Origin of the sequence: Paenilisteria portnoyi (genome assembly GCF_014322795.1) — a bacterium.
Lineage (GTDB): Bacteria > Bacillota > Bacilli > Lactobacillales > Listeriaceae > Listeria_A > Listeria_A portnoyi.
In genome coordinates this window covers 65,031-88,351 of record NZ_JAASTT010000007.1, presented here as the reverse complement: position 1 = coordinate 88,351, position 23,321 = coordinate 65,031, and the positions used below count along the sequence as shown (strand labels likewise).

Annotated in this window: 29 protein-coding genes; 14 read left to right on the top strand and 15 right to left on the bottom strand. The window is 40.5% G+C overall.

The annotated features are described in order from the left end of the window. Entirely contained in the window at positions 1-567 is a 567-nt protein-coding gene (pdxT, locus tag HCJ66_RS06715) for a pyridoxal 5'-phosphate synthase glutaminase subunit PdxT (protein ID WP_187132425.1), read from the top strand. 53 nt (positions 568-620) lie between these two features. Here the strand turns inward: pdxT and pta are convergent, their stop codons facing one another. The 3 genes from pta to HCJ66_RS06700 all read right to left on the bottom strand — a co-directional run bounded on the left by pta (position 621) and on the right by HCJ66_RS06700 (position 2,832). Next, positions 621-1,598, bottom strand: a complete 978-nt coding sequence (pta, locus tag HCJ66_RS06710; protein ID WP_187132424.1) for a phosphate acetyltransferase — start codon at positions 1,596-1,598, stop codon at positions 621-623. A gap of 192 nt (positions 1,599-1,790) precedes the next feature. After that, positions 1,791-2,510 (bottom strand): pseudouridine synthase, encoded by a 720-nt coding sequence (locus HCJ66_RS06705; protein WP_187132423.1) that lies wholly within the window; start codon positions 2,508-2,510, stop codon positions 1,791-1,793. 97 nt (positions 2,511-2,607) lie between these two features. After that, on the bottom strand, positions 2,608-2,832 hold the full coding sequence (locus HCJ66_RS06700) for a type IV toxin-antitoxin system AbiEi family antitoxin domain-containing protein (RefSeq protein ID WP_187132422.1): 225 nt from the start codon (positions 2,830-2,832) through the stop codon (positions 2,608-2,610). A 137-nt stretch (positions 2,833-2,969) separates the two neighbouring features. On the opposite strand from HCJ66_RS06700, the gene HCJ66_RS06695 reads away from it, so the two are divergent. From HCJ66_RS06695 to HCJ66_RS06670, 6 genes are all read left to right on the top strand, one after another. After that, entirely contained in the window at positions 2,970-3,704 is a 735-nt protein-coding gene (locus HCJ66_RS06695) for a nitroreductase family protein (RefSeq protein WP_187132421.1), read from the top strand. Between the two features lie 19 nt (positions 3,705-3,723). Next, complete coding sequence (gene manA / locus HCJ66_RS06690) at positions 3,724-4,677, top strand: mannose-6-phosphate isomerase, class I (RefSeq protein WP_187132420.1); 954 nt, start codon at positions 3,724-3,726, stop codon at positions 4,675-4,677. Positions 4,678-4,800: 123 nt separating this feature from the next. Next, positions 4,801-5,556, top strand: coding sequence for a hydrogen peroxide-dependent heme synthase (gene hemQ, locus HCJ66_RS06685; RefSeq protein WP_187132419.1), 756 nt, complete (start codon positions 4,801-4,803; stop codon positions 5,554-5,556). Between the two features lie 390 nt (positions 5,557-5,946). Further along, the gene (locus tag HCJ66_RS06680) at positions 5,947-6,714 is read left to right on the top strand and encodes an ABC transporter ATP-binding protein (protein ID WP_187132418.1); all 768 of its coding nucleotides are present in this window, start codon (positions 5,947-5,949) and stop codon (positions 6,712-6,714) included. Continuing rightward, a complete protein-coding gene (locus tag HCJ66_RS06675) occupies positions 6,701-8,635 on the top strand; it encodes an ABC transporter permease (RefSeq protein WP_187132417.1) in 1,935 nt (644 codons plus the stop codon). Before HCJ66_RS06680 ends, HCJ66_RS06675 begins: the two co-directional genes overlap by 14 nt. 132 nt (positions 8,636-8,767) lie before the next feature. Then, positions 8,768-9,139 (top strand): iron chaperone, encoded by a 372-nt coding sequence (locus HCJ66_RS06670; RefSeq protein ID WP_187132416.1) that lies wholly within the window; start codon positions 8,768-8,770, stop codon positions 9,137-9,139. A gap of 48 nt (positions 9,140-9,187) precedes the next feature. Here the strand turns inward: HCJ66_RS06670 and HCJ66_RS06665 are convergent, their stop codons facing one another. The 10 genes from HCJ66_RS06665 to HCJ66_RS06615 all read right to left on the bottom strand — a co-directional run bounded on the left by HCJ66_RS06665 (position 9,188) and on the right by HCJ66_RS06615 (position 15,738). Beyond that, positions 9,188-9,757, bottom strand: a complete 570-nt coding sequence (locus HCJ66_RS06665; protein WP_187132415.1) for a VanZ family protein — start codon at positions 9,755-9,757, stop codon at positions 9,188-9,190. A 27-nt stretch (positions 9,758-9,784) separates the two neighbouring features. Then, entirely contained in the window at positions 9,785-10,234 is a 450-nt protein-coding gene (locus tag HCJ66_RS06660; RefSeq protein WP_187132414.1) for a hypothetical protein, read from the bottom strand. Between the two features lie 1,086 nt (positions 10,235-11,320). Then, positions 11,321-11,650, bottom strand: a complete 330-nt coding sequence (locus tag HCJ66_RS06650) for an Imm59 family immunity protein (RefSeq protein WP_187132412.1) — start codon at positions 11,648-11,650, stop codon at positions 11,321-11,323. Then, positions 11,651-13,138, bottom strand: coding sequence for a TNT domain-containing protein (locus tag HCJ66_RS15970; protein ID WP_222717422.1), 1,488 nt, complete (start codon positions 13,136-13,138; stop codon positions 11,651-11,653). Continuing rightward, complete coding sequence (locus tag HCJ66_RS06640; protein ID WP_187132411.1) at positions 13,138-13,428, bottom strand: hypothetical protein; 291 nt, start codon at positions 13,426-13,428, stop codon at positions 13,138-13,140. Before HCJ66_RS06640 ends, HCJ66_RS15970 begins: the two co-directional genes overlap by 1 nt. Before the next feature lies 1 nt (position 13,429). Next, positions 13,430-13,648, bottom strand: a complete 219-nt coding sequence (locus HCJ66_RS06635; RefSeq protein ID WP_187132410.1) for a hypothetical protein — start codon at positions 13,646-13,648, stop codon at positions 13,430-13,432. A gap of 367 nt (positions 13,649-14,015) precedes the next feature. Then, on the bottom strand, positions 14,016-14,390 hold the full coding sequence (locus HCJ66_RS06630) for a DUF423 domain-containing protein (RefSeq protein ID WP_187132409.1): 375 nt from the start codon (positions 14,388-14,390) through the stop codon (positions 14,016-14,018). 16 nt (positions 14,391-14,406) lie between these two features. Then, a complete protein-coding gene (locus HCJ66_RS06625; RefSeq protein WP_187132408.1) occupies positions 14,407-14,694 on the bottom strand; it encodes a YwdI family protein in 288 nt (95 codons plus the stop codon). After that, positions 14,694-15,263: a sugar O-acetyltransferase gene (locus HCJ66_RS06620; protein ID WP_281384398.1), complete on the bottom strand. Its 570-nt coding sequence runs from the start codon at positions 15,261-15,263 to the stop codon at positions 14,694-14,696. The genes HCJ66_RS06625 and HCJ66_RS06620 overlap by 1 nt, the downstream gene beginning before the upstream one ends. A gap of 103 nt (positions 15,264-15,366) precedes the next feature. Next, the gene (locus tag HCJ66_RS06615; RefSeq protein ID WP_187132406.1) at positions 15,367-15,738 is read right to left on the bottom strand and encodes a DoxX family protein; all 372 of its coding nucleotides are present in this window, start codon (positions 15,736-15,738) and stop codon (positions 15,367-15,369) included. Positions 15,739-15,930: 192 nt separating this feature from the next. Here HCJ66_RS06615 and HCJ66_RS06610 point away from each other — a divergent pair, with 192 nt between their 5' ends. The 5 genes from HCJ66_RS06610 (at position 15,931) to HCJ66_RS06590 (ending at position 20,534) form a co-directional block, all read left to right on the top strand. Next, positions 15,931-16,797 (top strand): Cof-type HAD-IIB family hydrolase, encoded by an 867-nt coding sequence (locus HCJ66_RS06610; protein WP_187132405.1) that lies wholly within the window; start codon positions 15,931-15,933, stop codon positions 16,795-16,797. Between the two features lie 22 nt (positions 16,798-16,819). Then, positions 16,820-17,635: a pyridoxine/pyridoxal/pyridoxamine kinase gene (gene pdxK / locus HCJ66_RS06605; protein ID WP_036091096.1), complete on the top strand. Its 816-nt coding sequence runs from the start codon at positions 16,820-16,822 to the stop codon at positions 17,633-17,635. A 136-nt stretch (positions 17,636-17,771) separates the two neighbouring features. Beyond that, on the top strand, positions 17,772-18,335 hold the full coding sequence (locus tag HCJ66_RS06600) for a DUF420 domain-containing protein (RefSeq protein WP_181676213.1): 564 nt from the start codon (positions 17,772-17,774) through the stop codon (positions 18,333-18,335). Between the two features lie 150 nt (positions 18,336-18,485). Further along, positions 18,486-19,421: an LCP family protein gene (locus tag HCJ66_RS06595; protein ID WP_181676214.1), complete on the top strand. Its 936-nt coding sequence runs from the start codon at positions 18,486-18,488 to the stop codon at positions 19,419-19,421. 99 nt (positions 19,422-19,520) lie between these two features. Then, a complete protein-coding gene (locus HCJ66_RS06590; protein ID WP_187132404.1) occupies positions 19,521-20,534 on the top strand; it encodes an LLM class flavin-dependent oxidoreductase in 1,014 nt (337 codons plus the stop codon). Positions 20,535-20,543: 9 nt separating this feature from the next. On the opposite strand, the gene HCJ66_RS06585 is transcribed toward HCJ66_RS06590, so the two are convergent. Both HCJ66_RS06585 and HCJ66_RS06580 read right to left on the bottom strand, forming a co-directional pair. Continuing rightward, on the bottom strand, positions 20,544-21,263 hold the full coding sequence (locus tag HCJ66_RS06585; RefSeq protein ID WP_187132403.1) for a metallophosphoesterase: 720 nt from the start codon (positions 21,261-21,263) through the stop codon (positions 20,544-20,546). Between the two features lie 88 nt (positions 21,264-21,351). Beyond that, complete coding sequence (locus HCJ66_RS06580) at positions 21,352-21,543, bottom strand: Lmo0654 family protein (protein WP_181676217.1); 192 nt, start codon at positions 21,541-21,543, stop codon at positions 21,352-21,354. Positions 21,544-21,710: 167 nt separating this feature from the next. Here HCJ66_RS06580 and HCJ66_RS06575 point away from each other — a divergent pair, with 167 nt between their 5' ends. Next, positions 21,711-22,772 (top strand): DUF975 family protein, encoded by a 1,062-nt coding sequence (locus HCJ66_RS06575; RefSeq protein WP_187132402.1) that lies wholly within the window; start codon positions 21,711-21,713, stop codon positions 22,770-22,772. Next, the gene (locus HCJ66_RS06570; RefSeq protein ID WP_187132401.1) at positions 22,753-23,292 is read left to right on the top strand and encodes a GNAT family N-acetyltransferase; all 540 of its coding nucleotides are present in this window, start codon (positions 22,753-22,755) and stop codon (positions 23,290-23,292) included. Before HCJ66_RS06575 ends, HCJ66_RS06570 begins: the two co-directional genes overlap by 20 nt. Positions 23,293-23,321 lie beyond the last annotated feature (29 nt).

Below are 23,321 nucleotides of genomic sequence, written 5' to 3'. Positions count from 1 at the left end.
ATGAAAAAAATTGGTGTTTTGGCGCTACAAGGTGCTGTATCGGAACATTTGGACGCGATTTCACGGACTGGCGCCACTGCTATCGCCGTGAAACATCCCGATCAGTTGGCCGATCTCGACGGTCTTATTTTGCCTGGTGGCGAAAGTACGACGATGCGCCGCCTTATGAAGAAATACGATTTATTCGAAACGATTCAAACTTTCGCAGAGTCTGGAAAAGGCATTTTTGGGACATGCGCAGGCTTAGTTTTGACAGCACGCGAAATAGACGGTAGCGATGATGAAACACTGAATCTAATCGATACCGTTGTCATGCGAAATGGGTTTGGTCGACAAAAAGATAGTTTTGAAGCAGCGATTGAGATACAAGGAATGAAAGGCGAACCGTTTCCCGCCGTTTTCATCCGAGCGCCTTACATTGCTTCTGTTGGCGAACAGGTCAATGTCCTCGCCACGATTGATGACAAATGTATCGCCGCACAACAAGGAAAAATTCTTGTCACCGCGTTTCATCCTGAATTAACAGGAGATACACGCTTGCTGGAACTTTTCCTTGCGTCGCTGTAAACTGAAAAATACCGATTGCGCACATAAGTCGCAATCGGTATTTTTATATGAAATTATTCCGCTACAGCTTGTGCCGCAGTGATTAGCGTTAAATTGTAAACATCTTTCGTATTACAGCCACGAGAAAGATCGTTCACTGGTGCGTTCAAGCCTTGTAAAATCGGCCCAACCGCTTCAAAATTACCGAGGCGTTGCGCAATTTTGTAACCAATGTTCCCGGCTTCTAGACTTGGGAAAATGAATACGTTCGCGTCTCCTTTAAGAACAGAGTCAGGTGCTTTGCTCGCTGCAACAGATGGGACAAACGCCGCATCAAATTGGAATTCGCCATCAAGCACTAAATCAGGTGCTTTTTCTTTTGCAATCGCGGTTGCTTCAGCCACTTTCTCTGTTTCTTCCGATTTAGCTGAACCTTTTGTCGAGAAGCTAAGCATAGCTACGCGTGGATCGATTCCGAATACCGAAGCCGTTTCTGCGCTAACAATCGCGTTTTCTGCCAAGTCTTGCGCAACTGGTGCAATATTAATCGCTACGTCACTGAAAACGTATTTTTCGTCGCCGCGAACCATAATCATCGCGCCCGCTACTTTTGAAATGCCCGGTTTTGTTTTGATAATTTGTAGCGCTGGGCGAACTGTATCTGCTGTAGAATGCGCCGCACCACTTACAAGGCCGTCCGCTTTCCCAGTGTAAACCAACATCGTACCGAAATAGTTCGGGTCAACGAGGATTTTACGCGCGTCCGCTTCTGTTGCCTTGCCTTTACGACGTTCTACAAATGCCGCAACCAACTCATCAAAAAGTGGATCTGTCGCTGGCTCATGAATCGCGATGCCATCCAAAGATACGTTCAATTCCTTCGCTGTTGCCGCAATCGCCACTTTATCCCCTAGCAAAATTGGAGTTACGATACCATCTTTCAAAAGCTCCGCCGCCGCACCAACAATACGAGCATCTTCGCCTTCTGGTAATACAATGCGTAACCCTTTTCCAGTCACTTGCGCTTTTAACGTTGTAAATAAATCACTCATAATTTCCTTTTCCTCCAATTAAATAATAATATGATATCTCTATTCTACTATGAATCCGAACACTTTGACAGCAATACAAATCGACTAGCACAGTTTAAAATAAGCGCGCTTTGTATCAATACAGGCATGAACAGTCATTCAAAATACTTTATCGAACTGTAGCGGTCAATTATTTTTCATAACTAGTACAGTTTATTTTTCAAATGACGTTAATGCGGCTAACTCATCTTTCGTTAACGGTCGATATTCCCCGAGTCCAAGCGTTTCATCTAAATGCAAAGCCCCCATCCGCAAACGTTTCAAATAAACGACCTGCTTATCAACAGCCTCAAACATCCGCTTCACTTGGTGGAACTTCCCTTCTTGGATCGTTACTTCCACTTCAGAAAACCCATTCTCGACCTGCAAAATAACCAATTCCGCCGATTTACACGTATAATTATCCGAAATCGTAACGCCATCTCTAAAAATCGCGATATCCGCTTCCTTTACAACGCCTTCAATTTTTGCAAAATACGTTTTATCCACATGCTTTTTAGGAGATAATAAATTATGCGCCAAAACCCCGTTATTCGAAATAAGCAACAATCCTTCTGTATCTTTATCCAAACGCCCAACCGGGAAAAGTTTTTTCAATCGGTCTCGTTCGTCTAATATGTCAATGACCGTCTGATCCCAATTGTCCTCCGTCGCACTAACAACGCCTGGTGGTTTATTCATCATCAAGTATGTAAATTCCTCGTACAAAACGGCTTCCCCGTAAACTTCCACCGAATCTTGCACAGCGTCCACTTGGAATTTCGCCTCTTTTTGCCGCACATCATTTACCGTAACCGCACCATTTTTCAGTAGTTGCTTGACTTCTGTCCTGCTTCCAAAGCCACTATTGGCGAGCAATTTATCTAATCTCATTCCTCTAAACGCCTCCACACCCGATTTTTGCATTTCTTCTATATAACCCATTCTAACGTTTATTTCGAATCCTGACAATTGCGCTCGGTGGACTTCGTTATGTATACGGCCGATATTTTTTGCGGAGTATCACTTGTGCATCCTTCCGTGCCTCCAGATCATCTTTAAAAAACAAACTGACCTGCCCTTTCTCCACGCGCTCTATTTTCCCACGCTTTACGAGTGACGATAAGGCTTGTTTTGAAATTCCTAAGAAGGCAGCTGCTTCCTCCGTTGTAAAGAAATATTTTTCTAAAAGTCCGATTGCTCTCTTTTTTTCCACATTGCCACCTACTTTCCAAACCCTATTTTACTGGATGTCAGAACTCTTTTTCAACCCATAACTTAAAAATACTTTCATCTACTTCTAAAAAAGGCTATACTTAGTTTGTTAGTGTACTCGAAATGGAGGTTTTCTGTGTGAATCCAATCATAAATCATTTGCAAAATCATCGTTCTTTTCGTAAATATAAAACGGATAAAACGATTCCAAAGGCACAATTAGATAGTATTATTCGTTCTGCTCAAAGTGCGCCGTCCTGGATTAACGGCCAGCAATATTCGATTATCGCTATCCAAAATCCTGAGCGCAAACAGAAAATCGCGGAACTCTGTGGCAATCAACCGTACATAGCGGAGTGCTCCGTATTTCTTGTTTTTGTGGCTGATTTTTATCGGACGCATTTGGCGAGTGAGCAGCACCAAGGTTCGCATTCTGCCGTGGAAAATGTGGACGCTCTACTCGTTGGGGCAACGGATGTTGGACTAGCTTGCGAAAATGCGATTATCGCAGCGGAATCCTTTGATTTAGGCGTCGTTTGTATCGGCGGAATTCGTCGTAATATGGCGGACGTCATTGATTTTTTGAAGCTGCCTAAACATGTTTTCCCAGTTGTCGGACTTTGCATCGGCTATCCTGATGTAGAAATGCCGATTAAGCCGCGTTTTCCGAAAGAAGCCGTTTACTTTGAAGAAATGTACCAAACAGACGTTATAGACCTGATGGCGGCTTATGATAAAACGATTATTCCTTTTTCGGCACGTGAAGGCGGGATTTCCTGGTCCGCGCGCGTTTCGGCGTTTTATGATAAAGATTACTATCCTTCCATCGCAGAAACACTGAAACAACAAGGTTTTTTAATGAAAGATGTATAAAAATTAGGAGGCAATAACAATGACAAAGGCTTTATTTTTAGATTCAGTTTTTCAAGATCGCATATGGGGTGGCACGAAATTACGTGACTTCTTCGGCTATACAATTCCAACTGAAACAACTGGCGAACATTGGTCGATTTCAGCGCATCCACATGGCCCTTCCACTGTCAAAAATGGCGAGTTTGCGGGGAAAACTTTGATTGAATTATGGGCGGAGCAACCTGCTTTGTTTGGCAATCCGAAAGAGGCGGTATTCCCGTTATTGACGAAGATTTTGGATGCGAACACGGATTTATCGGTGCAAGTTCACCCGAATGATGCGTATGCGAAAGAACATGAAAACGGCGAGCTTGGCAAGACGGAATGTTGGTATATTATTGATTGCGAGCCCGGCGCTGAACTTGTTTATGGCCATAACGCGACATCGAAACAAGAATTGATTGACTGGACGCGTGACGGTAAGTGGAGCGAGTTGCTTCGTAAAGTTGCGATTAAACCAGGTGATTTTTTCTACGTTCCAAGTGGTACGATTCATGCGCTTTGTACAGGGACGCTTGTTCTTGAGACGCAACAAAGTTCTGATACAACTTATCGCGTGTATGATTATGATCGTGTCGACAAAGACGGAAATAAGCGCGAACTTCACTTGGAGAAATCCATCGATGTGACAACTGTTCCTCATCATGATGCTGTTTTGGATATCACCACAAAAACAACGGGTGCTCTAACAGAAACCACGTTTGTAGAAAGTGAATTTTTCGCGGTCTATAAATGGGATATCGATGGAAAAGCTGATTTCGAGGCCACAGCGCCATACACATTGGTCAGTGTGCTTGCCGGATCTGCAACGCTAACGATTGATGGTGAATCAACTCCGATCAAAAAAGCCGATCATTTCATCCTACCAAACACGTGCAAAAATTGGACAATTGATGGCAATGTTAGCTGTATTGTTTCGACACCAGCGAAATAAATTTGACGAAGATTCCTCCCCTTCTTTTTTTAGGCGGAGGTTTTTTCACAAACACAGAGTGGGACAGCGTTCTCTTTTTTGTGTTACAATTTAGGCAGTACATAAGGAAGGAAGTGCTTTATTATGAACGAAGCAGTTAAAACATTAGACGGTTGGTTTTCGATACACGATTTCAGAACAATTGACTGGCCAGCTCTCAGAGAAGTTTCCCCTATTGATCGCGATGCTATGCTCAATGAATTACAAAATTTCTTAGGCGACATGGATATCACGAAGAAAATGGGGGAAGGGGAACACACAATTTACTCGATTATCGGTCAAAAAGCTGATTTGCTATTTTTCACGCTTAGACCTACACTTGAAGGTTTGAATGAGGTTGAGAATCAGTTGAATAAACTGCGGATTGCGGATTATTTATTGCCTGCATATTCGTACATTTCCGTTGTGGAGTTAAGTAACTACTTGGCAAATCACTTGTCTAAAGGGGAAGATCCATATGAAAATAAACATGTGCGTGAGCGTTTATATCCAGAATTACCAGCACGTAAGCATATTTGTTTTTATCCGATGACAAAACGGCGTAACCTTACTGATAACTGGTACATGTTACCGATGGAAGAACGCCAAGCGATGATTCGTGACCATGGCGCGATTGGCCGTACGTATGCCGGAAAGATTAAGCAGATCATTGGTGGCTCTATTGGTTTAGATGATTTCGAGTGGGGCGTGACGCTATTTGCAGATGATGCGCTTGATTTCAAACGAATTGTGACGGAGATGCGTTTTGATGAGTCTAGCGCTCGGTTTGCGGAGTTTGGTTCCTTCTTGATTGGGAATTATATTGCAACAGACGAGCTGACGAATTTTTTTAGGATTTAGTGATTGTTCCATAGAGTTTAGAGCCCAGTTTCCCGATAGTAGGGGGCTGGGTTTTGTTGAGGCTCTTATGAAGCATCCCCTGCTGAATTAGAGCCTCAATATGCATGCGAACACCGTGAGCAGGTAATCCATCAGTGGCTCTTATCCGCAGAACCCCAAACTACCTAGAATCAAATATTAAAACGCTAAGTTCTAAATTTTTTAATCATGTTCGGCGGCTCCGGATCTAGCATTCAACGGCCAGCCCCTCGAAATTTTTTCGGAGCTGAACAGACCTTCATCATTACAAAATTGTAAGTCTCCTCTCCGATAATGTCATCTTAGACAATGGAACGGACCTCTCTTTACCGTTAAACTAAGGGTATAGTTATTTATTTAGGAGGAATTTACATGGAAATAGTTCTACAGGCAAAAAATGTTCGTAAAGTTTACGGCATTAAAGGTAATGTATACACAGCTTTAGATAATATCAGTTTGGAAATTGCAAAAGGGGATTTCGTTGGTATCATGGGTCCAAGTGGTGCTGGTAAATCGACACTTCTCAATGTTTTCTCAACCATCGACAAACCGACATCTGGTGAGATTCAAATTTCTGGGCAAGAACTCGAAACGATGAATGAGCAACAAATGTCCTCATTCCGCCGCGACCAATTAGGCTTTATTTTTCAAGATTATAACTTATTGGATACGCTAAGTGTTCGGGAAAATATTATCTTACCGCTTGCGCTTGCGAAACGTCCTCTAAAGGAAATGGAAACAAGCCTTGAAAAAGTTGCTGATACGTTCGGCATTCGTGATATTTTAGACAAGTACCCGAACGAGATTTCCGGTGGGCAGAAACAGCGGACCGCCGCGAGTCGTGCGATTATCGCGAATCCTAGTTTGATTTTCGCGGACGAGCCAACTGGGGCGCTTGATTCGAAGTCAGCCACTGATTTGCTTGAAAGCTTGAAAGGCCTCAATGAGCAGGAACATTCGACGATTATGATGGTGACGCATGATGCTTATGCGGCGAGCTTTTGTAAGCGGATTTTATTCATTAAAGACGGTGCAATTTATACAGAAATTTATCGTGGCACAAAAACGCGTAAGGAGTTTTTCCAAAAAATTCTCGATGTGTTGGCGCAACTAGGAGGGGACATGAATGACGTTATTTGATCTAGCAAAAAAGAATATCAAACATAATTTTGTCCATTACTTCCTTTATTTCGCGTCGATGATTTTCTCGATTATGATTTACTATACCTTTGTTTCCTTGGCGAAAGATCCGGCCGTTATTGAACGAATCGATAAGAGTGCCAAGCTTTCTGCCGTATTCAATGCCTCATCGATTGTCTTGATTATCTTTGTTGCCATCTTTATTTTATACTCCAATCACTTTTTCACACGGAAACGCAAAAAGGAAATCGGTCTCTATTCCCTGCTCGGTCTTCGTAAAAAAGAAATTGGCCGCATGCTTTTTTATGAGAATTTCTTGATGGGCGTTGTCGCACTAGTTATCGGGATTGGTCTTGGAACGCTATTGTCCAAACTGTTCGTCACGATTTTACTTAAGATTATGAATTTTGGTGGTGTCGGCAATTTCGTCTTTTCTATCGATGCCGTGATTAATACGGTCGTTATTTTCATCATCATCACGCTGATTACATCGTTTACTGGTTACCGAATTATTTATCGCACCACACTTCTTGAACTTTTTCATTCGGAAAGTAAACGCGAAAAAACGCCAAAAAATAATCCAATTCTAGCTATTCTCTCGATATTATTAATTGGAGCAGGCTATTTCCTTGCTCTCCAACCACTTAGTCAAGGTTCTCTTCTAGCAAAAATGGGACCATTAGCTGGCATGTTGACCATCCTATTCTCCGTTATCATTGGAACCGCCCTACTTCTTAGCAATTTCTTACCATTTCTACTTAACCAGATTCGCAAAAATAAACGGATTTTCTACAATGGCACGAATATTATTAGTAATTCCCAGCTTGCTTTTCGGATTGCATCAAATGCGAGAACCCTTGCTATCATCGCGATTTTGAGTGCTACAACACTGACAGCTATCGGTGCTATTGGTAGCCTTTACTACAACGTGAACAAAGAATCCACAAACTCCTTCCCTTCTACTTTTGAATATACGATTGTCGATCAAAAAAGTAATCAAGAAGCATTAAAACTAGCTGAAACTAACACAAAAACACCGATGACCAATCATCAAGAAACACCTCTGAACCATATCAAAGCTACGAGTAACCGCGAAATGCCGATAGAATATGATCCTGAGAACGGCTTTGCATTCATCAGTCAAACGGCTTATAATAAACTTCTGGCACTACAAAATAATACAGAAGCAACGAAAGCCGACCTGAACAATGATGAAGCAATTCTAATCGCACCGGCTTCTCTCTACGAAGAAAAAACAGCAAATTTACTTGAAAACCAAAGCTTTACCTTGGAAAATAGTACGAAGCAAAAAGTGACTTTAACAGAAACACTAAAAAACTCACCGATCGCTAGCCTTTACAGCTTACTCATCATTTCTGACGATGTCGCTAAAACGATTTCGACTCAAAAAACGCAAACTATCCAATCTATCATGGTCGATAATCCAAAAGACGCGATTCCTTTAAGTGAGCAAATCGCGAAAGCATTACCTGAAAACGCTAATTTCATAAGCTATCCAACAAACTATGAAAATTCAATGAGCATGACAGGTGTACTCCTTTTCATCGGCATGTTTATCGGTCTCGTTTTCCTTGCAGCAACGGGTAGTATCATCTACTTCAAGCAACTAACCGAAGCTTACAACGATGTCGCAACATATGATATCTTGAAGAAAATCGGTTTGGATCGCAAAGAAATTCGTAAAACAATCGCCAAGCAAGTGCTTGTGGTCTTCCTTGTACCACTTGTACTGGGTATCGCCCACAGTTCCGTCGCGCTTGGCATGCTTTCCAACATGTTGCAAATGGATCTGACATTACCAGTTCTCATCAGTACCGGAATCTACACAGCGATGTTCATTATTTACTACTTCCTGACAGTCAACACCTACACAAACATCGTCATGGGAAAAAAGAAATAAACACAAAATAAGAAGTATGGCGCACCGGTCTTATTGATTGGCACGCCATACTTCTTTCTCATTTACTTGTATTTTCATCCGTTTACGCTAAAATAGACGTATACCTTTTTTAAATCGACTGGAGGAACATGGATGGAAACTATATCAGACTATTTAGCAAAAATCGACAACCCGGAACATCGCGCGCAAATGGAAGTTGTTTTTAATTGGATGAAAGAAGAATTCCCTGATTTAAAGTCAAAAATCGCGTGGAATCAACCAATGTTCACCGATCACGATACCTTTATTATTGGATTCAGCATCGCCAAGAACAACTTTGCCGTTTCACCTGAAGCAGTTGTCGTGGCTCGTTTTTCAGAAGCTATAAAAGCAGCCGGCTACACACATACAGCGAATCTAGTACGCTTCCCGTGGGATAAACCCGTGAACTATGATTTACTGAAAGAAATGATTGAATTTAACGTATCGGATAAAGCAGATTGCGAGACGTTTTGGCGGAAATGAGTCTGAAATATAATTCGAGACACCGATAAACACAAATCGGTGTTTTCTTCATTTAGTTTTCATTATATGTCTAAACAATATTGGGAATCGCGACTTATCACCTCGGTAAAGAAGCATAAGCGTATTTTGAAACCATTGAAAACAAACATATCCAATCATACATCCCACAAAATTAAATAAAATATCATCTACATCAAAAACTCGGAACATGTATCCTACAGAAATACCAATGATAAACTGGCTAAACTCAATAATCAGTATAAATATCAAGCTCGCAATCATTATTTTTTTCCAAGATGTATGCATTAAAAATGCTAGCCCGAAACCAAAAGGAATCGTCAAACATATATTCAAAAAATAATTATTCACATCAATACTTGAAAAAGGAATCAATGAGAGCCCTGCCCAAATAGAATTCCCCTCTGTCACCATTCCTTCCATTGCATAGATTGGGAATTGTGTCAGATTAACCACTTCTGCAAGATAGATATAGAAAATAGTGAAATACATCATATAAATCCAATCTTTCTTAAAGAAAAACTTGAGTACACTAAATGTACATAAGTATATAACAAATATTGAAATTAAAACTTCCCAGTAATCAAAATAAATAATCATATCACACCTTCTGTCATTGTTAACATTTTAGTTACTAACTGTGCCGGAGCCTTTTACATTATTACCATCATCATCATTTTTCCACATTATTAAATAATATTGAGTGCCACCACCAACAGTTTTTGAAAATTTTGTCTTAGAAATTTTAGTTGGATAAGTTGAACTTCTACTAGAAAGCGCTTTCGAAAAAGAACCAAAACTATTACGTGTTGTCTTATTCCTTAGTTCATATCCAATAGCATTAGCCTTTTTTGAATATCCCTTATCTGCACTATAGATATATTGTGAACCTGTCAAATATGCATTCCCTTTAGATAATTTATGATACTTTCCAGTTACAGATCCATCCACGACTCTTTTGTCCATTGTAAATGAATAACCAGTTGACGCCGCTTTTACAATTAAAGGTAAACTAAAAATAGAAACAAACAGTAATATTAAGACTCCCATACATACCTTTCTCGATACTTTTCGCATAAATACCCCACCTTTTTCTATATATTGATATTACATGACTAACTTTATTATATATTTTTTAAACCGTCAAATAAAAAGTATTATTTATATCTTTTTATACTTTTGTTTTATAATGTTCGTTTTAATAAAACGGGAATAGTATAAATTTGCATAAATTAATACGTGGAATGGAGTACCATAAATAGGAGCTATTCTTACATATTATGCTTAAAGAATACCTTCTTTACTCACTAATTCAGGTTCTAGTATATTGAATTGCCTTCTAAAATAAATCTATACCCTTTTTCAAATATACAATAGTTAACTTATCCTCTGGGTCATATTTTTTACTATTCACCGCGAGCACTAACAAATTACTTTATAAATTAATACAAAACCGTTATAATTCAGAGGTTTCTATATCTTATGGACAGATTATTTTTCCTTTAGTAGTACCAAACTTAAATCAGACCATGTAAAAATAGATTTATGTAAGGAAAAACCGGCAAAACAACTAATTAATTTGCTTATTAGACAAAAAAATATCGCTAGACCAGCAATGTCAGCAGGTTTAGCGATTAAAAGGGAGTTTAAGGTAAGAAAGAGATACCATATGACTGCACTTGACTGGCTATAGTTAAAGTGTTGGTATATCTATCTTTTCAGCTTTCTTCTTAAAATCAAAGTTGACTACAAATGACTTTATTAGCATATTATTAGGGGCGGATTAGGGTTGTAACCCAGGGCATGGATGATTATATTTGAAAACACCGATCGGTTGCTGATCGGTGTTTTTAGTTTTAGGTATTCAACGTGTTCCATGTGAAGTCTCGTGCTTTATCCAGAGATTCATTTAATTTCATTCTTTCATCGAAATCATCTGCCCAGATATAAAACTCTCCAAGACCTCCATGCGGGGGATAAAGTGAATTGTTCATTCTTCTAAGTTCCTCAAACACTTCATCTGTCACTTCTCCACTGTTTACCTTGTCTATGAATTCTAATATGTTCATTAATTGACTAATTTGCGGTCTATTTGAACTACTTCCATACCTCGTCATTTCTTTTAAAATAACAAGGTATTGTTTTTTGAGCAAATCGAGCCTATTATTCATCCCATAGTGGCGATTGGTACTCTGGGTTCTTATTTTGTCTAACTCTCAGCTTGTTATACTCAACTGTTAATTTTAATTTCTTCAAAAAATCATCTACTGCATCCTGATAATCGGAATAACTTCTTACCTTTCCCATCAAACTTGCTCTATCTGCCAGTGAATACACCTTATATTCATTTGTTTCACTATCATATTCAATTCTTGTTTGCCATTCATCTCTATTTTCAGTAGGCTTATTAAAAATAGAAACGCGCAAACTACCGTAACCTAACTCATCTATTGTTTGCTCTAATTCCAGTTTATTCTCACTAATTGTATTCATTTATTTTACCTCCTTTAATAGTCCCATTTTTTCATACCACTCAACCGAAGTTTCAAATTTTATTTGCGTACCTCCGCCAGAACCAAATACTTTGGACACTTCTCCTTGCTGAGCTTTTGCCATGTCCGAAAATGAAAATTCATACTTATCCATTAGTATTGTTAGTTCGTCTTTATCTAATTGAGCCATTTTATTAAAGCCTTCCTTTAGGTTCTCGACGTTGATATCTTTCATAATTTTATATTGATGATATTTCATGTTAGTTTCTGGATAAGGCAAACCTCTTGTATCGTAATCCAATATTTTACCATTCTCAACTGGACTGATAAATCTACCACTGGCATCGCCATATCTATCAATCACCTGGCCAACTTTTAAATTCGCATCAAATGTAATGGCTTTTCCAGCCTTATCTACAACAAAACCATCTGCTTCTGGCCATTTTATACCGCCTGACTCATCTAGATATTTAGGTGAGCGAACAAGGACTCCCCCTTTGGATTCGTATGCTATTTCCCCGTTTTCTAAAACGATTTTCTTTGGTGTGAACGGCTTTGCAACTGCTCCAAATTCATCGCTCAAGTCATTTACTTTTACTTTTTTTATTTTTCCTAAATCATTAATACCTTTTGTAATTCCAAATAAACTAGCAAACAAAATGGTACTGCTTGCCAGACCGTAAGCATCCCCTTTTTTATAGGGCTCTAAATAGCTTTCTACAATGCCATTCCACAACATGCCTGCCGTTCCTGATGGATCACTTTTTAAATTTTTCATCAACATGGCCATGCTCTCCAAATGTTTTTCTGGATGTTTCAAACTATCAAGCGCACTTTTCCCAAACCCAAAAATAGAATCTCTCGTAGAAGCGCCAATTTGACGTACCTTATTTCGCTCATAATGCCGATAATCTTCTTCAATTTTAGAGGCGTGTGCGCGATCCATTTCCATAAGTCGTCGCATATCTTGGCTAATTCGATGCATCGCTTCGCCCTCATTTTGCTGTAGTTGGGTTAATTTCCGTCTCAAATAGTCATCTAAATCTTCCATTAGCCCTTGATTATAACGCATCAGCCACAATTCATCTGGATCATCTGGTATTCGCTCGATGCTTGGCTGTGACACGCGGAATACCTCGCTTTTGGCATCATCTAAAGCGTATCCTTGCATTTCAGCCGCCTTTTGAAGGCCACGCGCATCAATGAGCATATCCTGGTTGCGATAGGTTGGGCTATCGATGTCTTTCAAATCATTCACATAGTTTTCTAAATACGTAAACAGTTTTGTCACCGTTCCTTGTTGCCTAGAAATATCGTCTCGATGGGCGCCAAATTCCATTGTCAACGCTTCGGCTAATTTCCCTCGTTGTTGAGCGATGGCATTTTGTACGTTGACTAACACACGGTCTAACGTTGCTAAGCTCGATTTCATTTTATGGAGCGATGTCAATACATCTTCCAATTCTCCCATATTAATTTTAAAATCCATTAGCCCTCGCCTCCTAACTTTGCATCTGTTTCAATAAATGCATGTACCGCTAGTTGGCTATCCACAAAAGCCTGTTTTAATTTCGTAAATTGATCCGCTTTTATTTCTGTCACTAATCCTTCTTTTACTTCAATATAACGTGTCATAAAATCCGGGGAAACTTGCTTGTTCAATTTATCCATAGTGTGTTGAATCTTTGTTGCTTCGGCTTTAAAATCTGATATGGCTTGTTCCCCCTTTTTTAATTGTTTCAAAACCCAAGCTGTGTCTATATCAATTTGCGTCGACATATCATATCTCCCTCCGCAAGGCATTTTCTGTCTGCTCACAGTGAGAAATCATGTCTTTGGCTTCCGCTTCGATTTGATTAAGCCTATGTATCATTTTCTCCTCTGCTTCATGATTTTCATCTTGAATCCCGTTTTTTCTACTCCTAATTCCATCTATGATGCTCTCTAAAGTATGTTTTCTAGCAGATATCGCATGCCGAACTTGTTCGTAATGTGGCATAGGACACTTCCTCTCGTGTTAGTATCTTCCACCACTGATTATAGCAAATATAGAAAAAATTAAAAAGCCCTCGTTATTAATTGAAGACCTGAAGGAATTACAGTACTATCTATAAAAAAACAAAAAAATATCGCTAGACCAGCAATGTCAGCAGGTTTAGCGATTAAAAGGGAGTTTAAGGTAAGAAAGACTCTCAATTACTAAAAAGGGAGAAAAAGTAATTAAGATGTCGTTGCTTACATGTATAATACCCCGCTAATTTGGAATGTAATCCTTTTTTCTAATTTTTTTTATTAAGGTTAGGTAACAATAATTACCATCGTTCGATCGATACCGCCAAATCCCTTCTTACGCCTTGCTTTTTATATTACAGAGCTGGTTTGTCTTTTGCTACGGCGATAATGAAACAAATCCATCCAGCGATAAATGCTACGCCGCCGAGTGGTGTAATTGCGCCTAGAACGGAGACCTTGGTTATGCTGAGTACGTATAAACTTCCTGAAAATAGGACGATTCCCGTTGCAAACAAATAACCTGCAGCTCGTAACAAGCCGCTATCTATTTTTCCGAGGAGTAAACCTACAATTAGAATCGCTGTGGCATGAAACATTTGATATTGTACGCCTGTTTCGAAAGTCGTGTGGTAACTTCCTAGCGTTTCTTTTAGCGCGTGTGCACCGAAAGCACCTATTCCTACGGCTAAACCGGCAAATACCGCGCCTAGTATTAACATTTTTCTCATTTCTTCATCGAACCCCCTAAAAATCTAACAATGAATCGCCATTGGATCCATCTTCTGTTTCTATTTTTCCACCATCAAGTGTTGCGGGTTTTACTATCGGTAATTCCCCCGTCATCGCTTGGTATTCCATGCTTGAGCTCAAAATTGCTGGTTTCACAGAGGGGCTTTCTTGCCCACGCATCACGTCGATTAACACCGCTAATCCATGTAAATGCAATTGTTTATCTTGTTCGGATGAAGCTGCCTTCGCGAGGTTTAACTCCTGTTCCATTTTCGCAAAAAGGGCTTGGTCAGATACTGTCATCACGCATGTTCCTCCTGCTTATCTAATTGACGAATCACACGCGCTGGATTTCCTGCAACAACCGTGTTCGCTGGCACATCTTTGGTTACAACTGAGCCGGAGCCAATCACAGCATTATCACCAATCGTGATTCCCGGATTAATCACACTGCGACCGCCGACCCACACGTTATTGCCAATCAAAACGCTTTTTGCCAGTTCCTGTCCACTATTTCGTTCCGTCGCGTCCAGTGGATGGTAGGCTGTATAAACATGCACGCCAGGCGCGAACATACAATTATCGCCAATTTTTATCGGTGCGCAATCCAAGAAAACACAATCGAAATTTGCATAAAAATAATCGCCGACTTCTATATTGTAACCGTAATCGCAACGTACATTAGGCTCCATGTAGACGTCTTTCCCTGATAAACCTAATAATTCACGAATATGTACTTCACGCTCGGCAGTATCGCTCACAACGCCATTAATTTTCGCGCATAGTTCTCGTGCTCGGACTCGATCTGCTACAAGTTCCGCGTCCCCCGCACGATATAATTCGCCACTGATCATTTTTTCGCGTTCTGTCATCATTTTATTGGCCACCTTTCGTTATTTTTACACTCCCTCCATTATACCGTTTTTCCAGCAAAAAGCCCAATTCAAAAAAATTCTGAACTGGGCGGGTAAGGCTTTATTTGCTTGGTAGGAACTGAAAGATTTTTTTGAGTGGAGCTGTCATCAATGTGACAAGGGAAAGCACAAGCAGTACGAATTCATATTCATAACCACCTAGGAAGCCACTGGAGAGCTTCACTGTCACGATTGCACCTACTAAAACACCCGCGATGAGCACGGATATGTATGGAACTAATACGCCAAAAGCGAGAGCCACACCACCAACTAATTCTATCGAAGCAACAATGTAAGCCATGAAACCAGGAATTCCTAAACTATCGAAAAATTGTACGGTTCCGCCGATTCCATCTGTAAATTTTTGTAGCCCGTGCAAAAACATAATACCTCCAAGTAAAATTCGAACAATTAAAATACCGTATTTATTCATCTCCAAAAACTCCTTTATCTATGTAGTGAATTTTATTATGCCAATCAAATATTTCCTACCGGTTAACTAGGTATTAAATTTTTATTAAATTTCAACTTTATAACCCCTGATTCCCCGATTTTACTTACTGCAATTTTGCTGAAAAAATGATATCCTAGTGTTGTAGGTACGAAAATGGGAGGATTCTATTATATGATAAAAGTAATTGCTTCAGATATGGATGGCACACTGCTTAACTCAAAAATCCAAGTGGATAATGAAGGGGTAAAGTCCATCGAACAGGCTCGCGCAAAAGGCATTCATTTCGTGTTATGCACTGGGCGAATGTACGATGATGCGGTGCAACTCATCAACCATGCAAACCTTTATGCACCAGCGATTTGTATGAATGGTGCGGAGATTCGCGATGAACACGGCAAGATTTTGAAACAAATCCCGATCGATAAAACCTCAGCACGATATACGTATCAAGTTTTAACGGATTTGGGGATGTATTGCGAGTTTTTCACCGATATTGGTCCGATTTCGCCGAATAAAGACAAAGGTATCGAGCTCATGAAAGAAATTCAGCGCAAAGTTCATCCTGATTTAACGGCAGACGAAATTCACCGTTATGTCGAGGAACGCTTTGAGAGCAAAGATGTTCACGTGATTGATGATCCAGAACGCCTTTTCCAAAACGAGGATATCACCATTTTGAAATTCATCGCCTTTTCTTCCGATCAAGTGGTGCTCAAAAAAGCGAAAGACGAGCTTGAATCAAAAGGAAATCTGGCGGTCAGCTCTTCGTTCTCCGACAATATTGAAATTACACACATCGACGCGCAAAAAGGCCTTTCCCTGCAATTTTATGTGGAAAGAATGGGCGTGACGATGGATGAAACCTTCGCGATTGGCGATAACTTCAATGACGTTTCCATGTTGAAAATGGCGGGTTACAGCGTCGCAATGGGTAATGCGGAACCGGCTGTCAAAAAACTAGCCAAACATGTCACGGATTCGAATGACGAACATGGCGTAGCAACTGCGATTCACACAATGCTTGAATCAAATAATTAAGGTAACTGGAGGGAATTTTATCATGACAATCAAAAAAACATTAACTGTTGCAGGCTCGGATTCTAGTGGTGGCGCTGGACTCCAAGCAGATTTAAAAACATTTGAAGAGTACGGCACTTTCGGATTTTCAGCGATCACAACAATCGTGACGATGGATCCAGACAATAATTGGAGCCATGGCGTAACACCGCTTGATGCCGATTTATTGCGTGCCCAGTTAAAAACAATCCTATCCGGAGGCCCAGTGGACGCGATGAAAACCGGGATGCTTGGTTCCGTTGAGATTATCGAAGCAACGCGGGATGCCATTGATGAATACAAGTTACAAAATGTCGTTATCGATCCCGTGATGGTTTGTAAAGGCGAGGACGAACTTATCCAACCTGAAAATGCCGAAGCTATCCGCGATTTATTGCTACCTCGCGCGTTAATCACGACACCAAACTTATTCGAAGCAGGCCAACTTTCAGGACTTGGCAAATTAACAACACTCGACGATATGAAAGCCGCTGCTGAAAAAATTGTCGCACTTGGCGTAAAATACGTCGTCATCAAAGGTGGAAAAGCGTTGCAAAGCGATAAAGCCATCGACCTGCTATATGATGGAACAACATTCACCGTTCTTGAAACACCAAAAATCGACACCAACTTCAATCACGGCGCAGGTTGCACATTCGCAGCAGCAATCACGGCTGGACTTGCTAAAGGTCTAACCGTTGAAGAATCCGTGCATAAAGCAAAAGACTTCGTAACAGCTGCGATAAAAGGCGGTTTTGCCCTAAATAAATTCATCGGTCCAGTTTGGCACGGCGCATACAACAACGCAGAAAACAGATAAGGTTCTGGAATTGATTTCTCAACAAAAAACCAGCGTGGAAGCACGCTGGTTTTTGTTTGTGAATCACTTTTCATACAATTTCCTCTTTGAACATGTTATAATGGTAGTGAAACTTATTTTAGGGGGATTTAAATTTATGACACAAAAAAAAGATGCGATAAATAAAGCGTCATCTGAAAAAAACTATTTCTGGCCCATTATGATTTTGTCATTCGTAGCGGTAGTCGTTATTTTACTGCTATTCTTCTCGCCAATCGGTTATCAAGGGAAAGTAGACTATGACTTATCTGTTTTTCCTCGTCTCAATGCCATTTTTAACAGCTTTACGTTTGTTTTTCTGTTAATAGCTTTGTGGGCGATTATTGCGAAGAAAAATATCAAGATGCACCGTGGCTTCATTTTAGCCGCTTTCACATCGACGTTATTTTTCCTAGTTAGTTATTTGACATTTCATTACATGTCTGCCGAAACATCAACTTTTGGTGGCGAAGGAATTGTTCGTCCGATTTACTTCTTTATCCTGATTACACATAGCTTCCTTGCTGCAGTCGTTGTGCCTTTAGCGCTCTTCGCACTTGTATGGGGCTGGACAAATCAAATCCAAAAACATAAAAAAATCGTTCGTTGGACAATGCCAATTTGGCTATATGTAAGTCTGACTGGCGTACTCGTTTACTTGTTTATGGCGCCTTATTATTGATTTTTAGGGGTACCTTACTATTAACGCTTGTCGCCGATTTATTAGGTGTATGCCCCCATTTTGAAACATTCGTGTAACATTGGTTAGCTATACTTATTCTGGGAGAATTGTTTTGTTGTTAGCTTCAATCTAATGAACGAGGTGAAAGATATGGCCACTCGCCAAGATCGCAATCAACCAACGAAGAAGAAACTACGAAAAGGCAGGACTATTTTTGCAGTAATTTTAGTCATTATTCTAGCCATTGCTGGATTCGGTTTTTATCAGTATAAATCGAGTCTAAATGCGGCTGAGGCTGATAATAACATGAAAGACTTTGAATTTAATGGGCAAAAAGCGGAAGATGTGAATGATCTCAATGTGCTTTTAATAGGAAGTGATTCGCGTGGGAAAGACCAAGGTCGTTCGGATTCATTGCTTATCGCTCACTATGATACGAAATCCAAATCACCGAAATTAGTCTCGATTATGCGTGATACATATGTCGATATTCCTGGTTACGGTTTGAACAAAATCAACGCTGCTTATTCTTTTGGTGGTCCTGAACTGGTTCGCCAAACAATCAAAGAGAATTTTGGCGTTAATATTGAGTATTATGTGGTTGCTAATTTTGAAGGGTTCCCGAAAATTGTCGATACACTCGCGCCAAATGGGATCGAGATTGATGCTGAAAAAGATATGTCAAAAAATATCGAGGCTAACATTAAAGCTGGTAAGCAAACGATGGATGGCGAAACATTGCTGCAATATGCGCGTTTCCGTCATGATGCTGAGAGTGATTTCGGCCGGGTTCGTCGTCAACAGCAAGTCTTGAATGCCCTGAAAGATCAGGCGCAAAGTATCGGTACCGTAACGAAGCTTCCAAGTTTGATTGGTACGATGCAGGGCTATACGAATACGAATGTGACGACAGGCATGATGATCTCAATTGGGAAAGATTTCGTGCTAGGCAACGCCAAAGATATGAAAGATTTCCGGCTACCTGTTGATGGTACGTATAAAAATGTCCGCAATTCACATGGTTCTGTGCTAGATATTGATGTGGCAGCAAATGCGAAGGCTTTACAAGATTTTTTAAATGACTGAGAATGTGAAATCACTTGTTCCGAGTAGCGGGTGGTTTCTTTTTTTTGACTACGGTGAGGAAGAAGCATATACTATTAGTCAAAGAAGGGCAGTGATTTTATGACAAACAATAAATTTGGGCAAGTTCCCTTATCCATTCTCGATTTAGCAACCATTCGTGAGGGTTTCAATGAAGCGGATGCGTTTCAAAATAGTAAATCGCTCGTTCAGTTTGCTGAAAAAACAGGATTTCACCGCTATTGGGTGGCTGAGCATCATGGTATTGCTGGTGTTGCTAGTTCAGCGACGGCTGTTTTGATAGGATTTCTTGCTGGGCATACCGAAAGAATTCGCGTCGGTTCTGGTGGCGTCATGCTCCCGAATCATTCTCCTCTCATTATCGCGGAGCAGTTTGGGACGCTTGCAACAATGTATCCAGGTCGAATTGATCTCGGTCTTGGTCGCGCGCCAGGCACCGATTTCAAAACAGCACGGGCACTTCGTCGGGACTTACATGAAACAGTAGAAGCTTTTCCTAATTCGGTGATTGAACTAGGTAACTATTTTTCAGATGGCGGCAATAATGGTATCGTCGCAATTCCCGGTCGAGGTCTCCACGTGCCACTTTATTTGCTTGGTTCTAGTACTTATAGCGCTAAGTTAGCCGCGAAATTGGGTTTACCTTTTGCATTTGCAAGCCATTTTGCACCCGATGAATTAGAAAATGCGTTGGAACTTTACCGCAGTCGCTTTGAGCCATCGGACGTTTTGGATGAGCCTTATGCTATGGTGACGGTCAGCACGATTATTAGTGATACCATTGAGGAAGCTAATATTCTAGCAACATCAGGCTATCTCTCGTTCTTAAATCTGACACGGGGCGCTCCTACCCCACTTCCAAAACCCGTTTCTAATATGGAGCAACACTGGTCCGAATACGAAAAACATGCGCTACAGCATCAACTAAAGTATTCCTTCATCGGCGACCAGCAAAAAGTAAAAGCGGAACTACAACAATTCATGGATACGCATCAACCCGACGAACTGATTGTTGCTTCCAACATCTACGACCCTGCGCTCAAACTGAAAAACTACGAACTACTCCATAAAATTTGGGGAAACAAAGAAGTTTAGACGCTGTGTCTAAACTTCTTTGTTATTATGAATACTATACGTTTTCTCCACACCAGCTTGTGATAATAGAACACCGTGCAAAGCTCCACCAAATACTGCTCCACCGTCAATATCGATAATCGAACGGTCTGGCGAATACCAAATAGCGCTCTCACCATCGGCATTCAAACTCTCTGTTGGCGTATGACCTACTACAAACGTCTTTCCCGTCCGATTTGAACCTTGTTGAAACGGCTCTCGAATCCAAACCATGTCATGTTCTGACGTCTGTTTCCAATCGGATAATTCCAAATCAACACCCGCATGCACAAATACAAAACGACCCCATTCCATATAATATGGCCGTTTTCTAATAAAGACAAGTTCGGCCGCCGCCTCATCTTCCACACGCCGCGCTAGTTCTTCGGGTGTTATTTTTGCGACGTTTTTGTAGGCTAGTAAGCTTTCGATTGTTTCCATTCCGCCTTGACTAATGTAGTACATCATTTTCTCACTCGGTGCTGCAAGCCAATCCAATAGCATATTTTCATGATTCCCACGCAAGAAAATGGCATCATACTTCGCCTCAAGAAACATCGCTTTACGAATAACAGCGCCTGGATTTGTTCCGCGATCGATTAAATCACCAACAGATAACAAACGCTCCTTATCAGGATTCCAATGCGTTAAAAGCTCCTCGAAAGCCGCTATTTCTCCATGAATATCACCAACTGCAAAAATGTAATCCATCGCTATCACCTCATATGTAGTACCTCTGAAGCATTGGCTAAAAACACCAAACTTCGAAAGGCTGATCTGTGTATTAATCAAGATCATTTTATAATTTATTTAGTTTTTTCTCCACTGATTTGATTTCTTTTTCAAGTGCATTCATTCTTAATTCGGTAGCTGAAATCGTACCATTTACTAAATTAGCATCATTAAATTGGTCCGTTTCCCCAAGCAACTCCTGATGCTGGCGGCGCAATTCAATAAGACGATCCTCTAAATCTTGTTTTTCATAGGCCATGTATTTTCACCTCCAAGTGACTCATTCAGATCTATTTTACCTTATTCCCCTTTCATTGAAAAGTCAATCATTTTATAAAAATTGGGATTATCACTATCAATGTGACTGATTCTATGGTACTTTTAAGTATATATGGATTTTCACAAAAGAAAGGGGATAGAATTTTTATGATGAGTATTTCAGAAGTTAGGAAAATGACGAAGCAGTCCTTGAAGGGTAATTGGGGACTGGCAATTGGGGGTATGGCGCTTGCTTATGTGATTTTAATGGCTGTGTCGATGATTAATTTCATTCCAGTGCTTGGAACGATTGCTTATTATGTTTTTGCTGGTCCTTTTATGATTGGTGCAACTTGGTTCTTCCTTGCTATTAGCCGACAAGAGAAGCCGGAAATTGGTTATTTATTTAGCGGTTTTAAAACGTTTGGTCGTAATTTGCTTGCAGCGGTACTTGTATTTATTTTTACATTTTTATGGAGTTTATTATTCCTTATTCCTGGTATTATTAAATCATTTTCATACTCGCAAACATTTATGATTTTACGTGACGATCCTAATATTTCTCCGCTTGACGCGATTACAGAAAGTCGCCACCGCATGAATGGGCACAAAGGTCGCTTGTTTGGACTTGTGCTATCTTATGTTTGGGTATTCTTTATCCCTGTTATCATTATGATGGTACTTGGAATCATTGCAATGGCTACAACAGCAATGTTTGACTATGGCTATAATTCGTATTCGTATGACTACTATAGCAACGTACCAGATATGAGTCCAGTATTTGCGATTGTCTTTATTCTTGGGTACTTTTTGATGCTTGCTGTATTATTCGGCTTAGCCATTTGGATTTATCCACAAGTTCTTGTAGCTTGCGCGGTGTTCTACGACGATTTATATGCAAGTACTGGAACCTTTGGCGGCGACACGGATACGGCGGGCTACACAACGACAGTTCCAGAAGATGACACAACATTTGGCGCGATTCCACCAGTTGATCCAACACCAGTCGATGAGCCTGAAGCGCCGCATTTCGAGAATAAAACGTGGGGTGCTGATCACATGGTTGATCCGGTTGCAGCTCCTGATGCAGAACCAGAAGCCGATGTAAGTACGCCAGCAACCCCAACAGAAGAAACACCTGACGATACAATAAGTGAAGCTGTCCGCCCATCTCAACCTGCAGATCACGAAGAAACAACGGAACAAAAGAATGACGACGAACAAAAATAATATTTCGTTAGGCAATTCTATTTTCACGATGCAAGAGGCTTCCGTTTCCGACGAAGCCTCTTTACAGCAACTTATGATCGATACGGCATCTTGGCTAAAGAATTCTGGTTCCTCTCAATGGAGCGATATTTTAGAAGGAAAAGATGTCCATGGGCTAAAAAATCGCATTCGAGATGGTGAGGTCTTTTTAGTTCGTGAAACAAAATCAAAAGGCATCGCCGCAGCCTTTATTTTACGAAAAACAGCAAGTGAATGGGATGAACGTTTATGGCGTGACCACGGTTATCAAACACCTGCGCGATACTTACATCGCTTAATGATTGCAAGAGCCTTCGCCGGTCAAAACTTAAGCCAAGCGCTTCTAGACTGGGCAGCTATCGAATCTGCACAGAACAATTATCAATATCTCCGCCTCGACTGCATTGCCGATAATCAAAAGTTAAATACACTTTATCAAAATGCTGGCTTCACACAAATGGCAATCATCGATGGTTTCTGCATATACGAAAAAAGAACGTAGGATATCATGTCCTATGTTCTTTTACGTGT

Excerpts from the sequence above, each read along its gene's own strand:
- pdxT (WP_187132425.1), top strand. The coding sequence starts at position 1 with ATGAAAAAAATTGGTGTTTTGGCGCTACAAGGTGCTGTATCGGAACAT.
- pta (WP_187132424.1), bottom strand. The coding sequence starts at position 1,598 with ATGAGTGATTTATTTACAACGTTAAAAGCGCAAGTGACTGGAAAAGGG.
- HCJ66_RS06705 (WP_187132423.1), bottom strand. The coding sequence starts at position 2,510 with ATGAGATTAGATAAATTGCTCGCCAATAGTGGCTTTGGAAGCAGGACA.
- manA (WP_187132420.1), top strand. The coding sequence starts at position 3,724 with ATGACAAAGGCTTTATTTTTAGATTCAGTTTTTCAAGATCGCATATGG.
- hemQ (WP_187132419.1), top strand. The coding sequence starts at position 4,801 with ATGAACGAAGCAGTTAAAACATTAGACGGTTGGTTTTCGATACACGAT.
- HCJ66_RS06680 (WP_187132418.1), top strand. The coding sequence starts at position 5,947 with ATGGAAATAGTTCTACAGGCAAAAAATGTTCGTAAAGTTTACGGCATT.
- HCJ66_RS06675 (WP_187132417.1), top strand. The coding sequence starts at position 6,701 with ATGACGTTATTTGATCTAGCAAAAAAGAATATCAAACATAATTTTGTC.
- HCJ66_RS06670 (WP_187132416.1), top strand. The coding sequence starts at position 8,768 with ATGGAAACTATATCAGACTATTTAGCAAAAATCGACAACCCGGAACAT.
- HCJ66_RS06665 (WP_187132415.1), bottom strand. The coding sequence starts at position 9,757 with ATGATTATTTATTTTGATTACTGGGAAGTTTTAATTTCAATATTTGTT.
- HCJ66_RS06660 (WP_187132414.1), bottom strand. The coding sequence starts at position 10,234 with ATGCGAAAAGTATCGAGAAAGGTATGTATGGGAGTCTTAATATTACTG.
- HCJ66_RS06650 (WP_187132412.1), bottom strand. The coding sequence starts at position 11,650 with ATGAATACAATTAGTGAGAATAAACTGGAATTAGAGCAAACAATAGAT.
- HCJ66_RS15970 (WP_222717422.1), bottom strand. The coding sequence starts at position 13,138 with ATGGATTTTAAAATTAATATGGGAGAATTGGAAGATGTATTGACATCG.
- HCJ66_RS06640 (WP_187132411.1), bottom strand. The coding sequence starts at position 13,428 with ATGTCGACGCAAATTGATATAGACACAGCTTGGGTTTTGAAACAATTA.
- HCJ66_RS06635 (WP_187132410.1), bottom strand. The coding sequence starts at position 13,648 with ATGCCACATTACGAACAAGTTCGGCATGCGATATCTGCTAGAAAACAT.
- HCJ66_RS06630 (WP_187132409.1), bottom strand. The coding sequence starts at position 14,390 with ATGAGAAAAATGTTAATACTAGGCGCGGTATTTGCCGGTTTAGCCGTA.
- HCJ66_RS06625 (WP_187132408.1), bottom strand. The coding sequence starts at position 14,694 with ATGACAGTATCTGACCAAGCCCTTTTTGCGAAAATGGAACAGGAGTTA.
- HCJ66_RS06620 (WP_281384398.1), bottom strand. The coding sequence starts at position 15,263 with ATGACAGAACGCGAAAAAATGATCAGTGGCGAATTATATCGTGCGGGG.
- HCJ66_RS06615 (WP_187132406.1), bottom strand. The coding sequence starts at position 15,738 with ATGAATAAATACGGTATTTTAATTGTTCGAATTTTACTTGGAGGTATT.
- HCJ66_RS06610 (WP_187132405.1), top strand. The coding sequence starts at position 15,931 with ATGATAAAAGTAATTGCTTCAGATATGGATGGCACACTGCTTAACTCA.
- pdxK (WP_036091096.1), top strand. The coding sequence starts at position 16,820 with ATGACAATCAAAAAAACATTAACTGTTGCAGGCTCGGATTCTAGTGGT.
- HCJ66_RS06600 (WP_181676213.1), top strand. The coding sequence starts at position 17,772 with ATGACACAAAAAAAAGATGCGATAAATAAAGCGTCATCTGAAAAAAAC.
- HCJ66_RS06595 (WP_181676214.1), top strand. The coding sequence starts at position 18,486 with ATGGCCACTCGCCAAGATCGCAATCAACCAACGAAGAAGAAACTACGA.
- HCJ66_RS06590 (WP_187132404.1), top strand. The coding sequence starts at position 19,521 with ATGACAAACAATAAATTTGGGCAAGTTCCCTTATCCATTCTCGATTTA.
- HCJ66_RS06585 (WP_187132403.1), bottom strand. The coding sequence starts at position 21,263 with ATGGATTACATTTTTGCAGTTGGTGATATTCATGGAGAAATAGCGGCT.
- HCJ66_RS06580 (WP_181676217.1), bottom strand. The coding sequence starts at position 21,543 with ATGGCCTATGAAAAACAAGATTTAGAGGATCGTCTTATTGAATTGCGC.
- HCJ66_RS06575 (WP_187132402.1), top strand. The coding sequence starts at position 21,711 with ATGATGAGTATTTCAGAAGTTAGGAAAATGACGAAGCAGTCCTTGAAG.
- HCJ66_RS06570 (WP_187132401.1), top strand. The coding sequence starts at position 22,753 with ATGACGACGAACAAAAATAATATTTCGTTAGGCAATTCTATTTTCACG.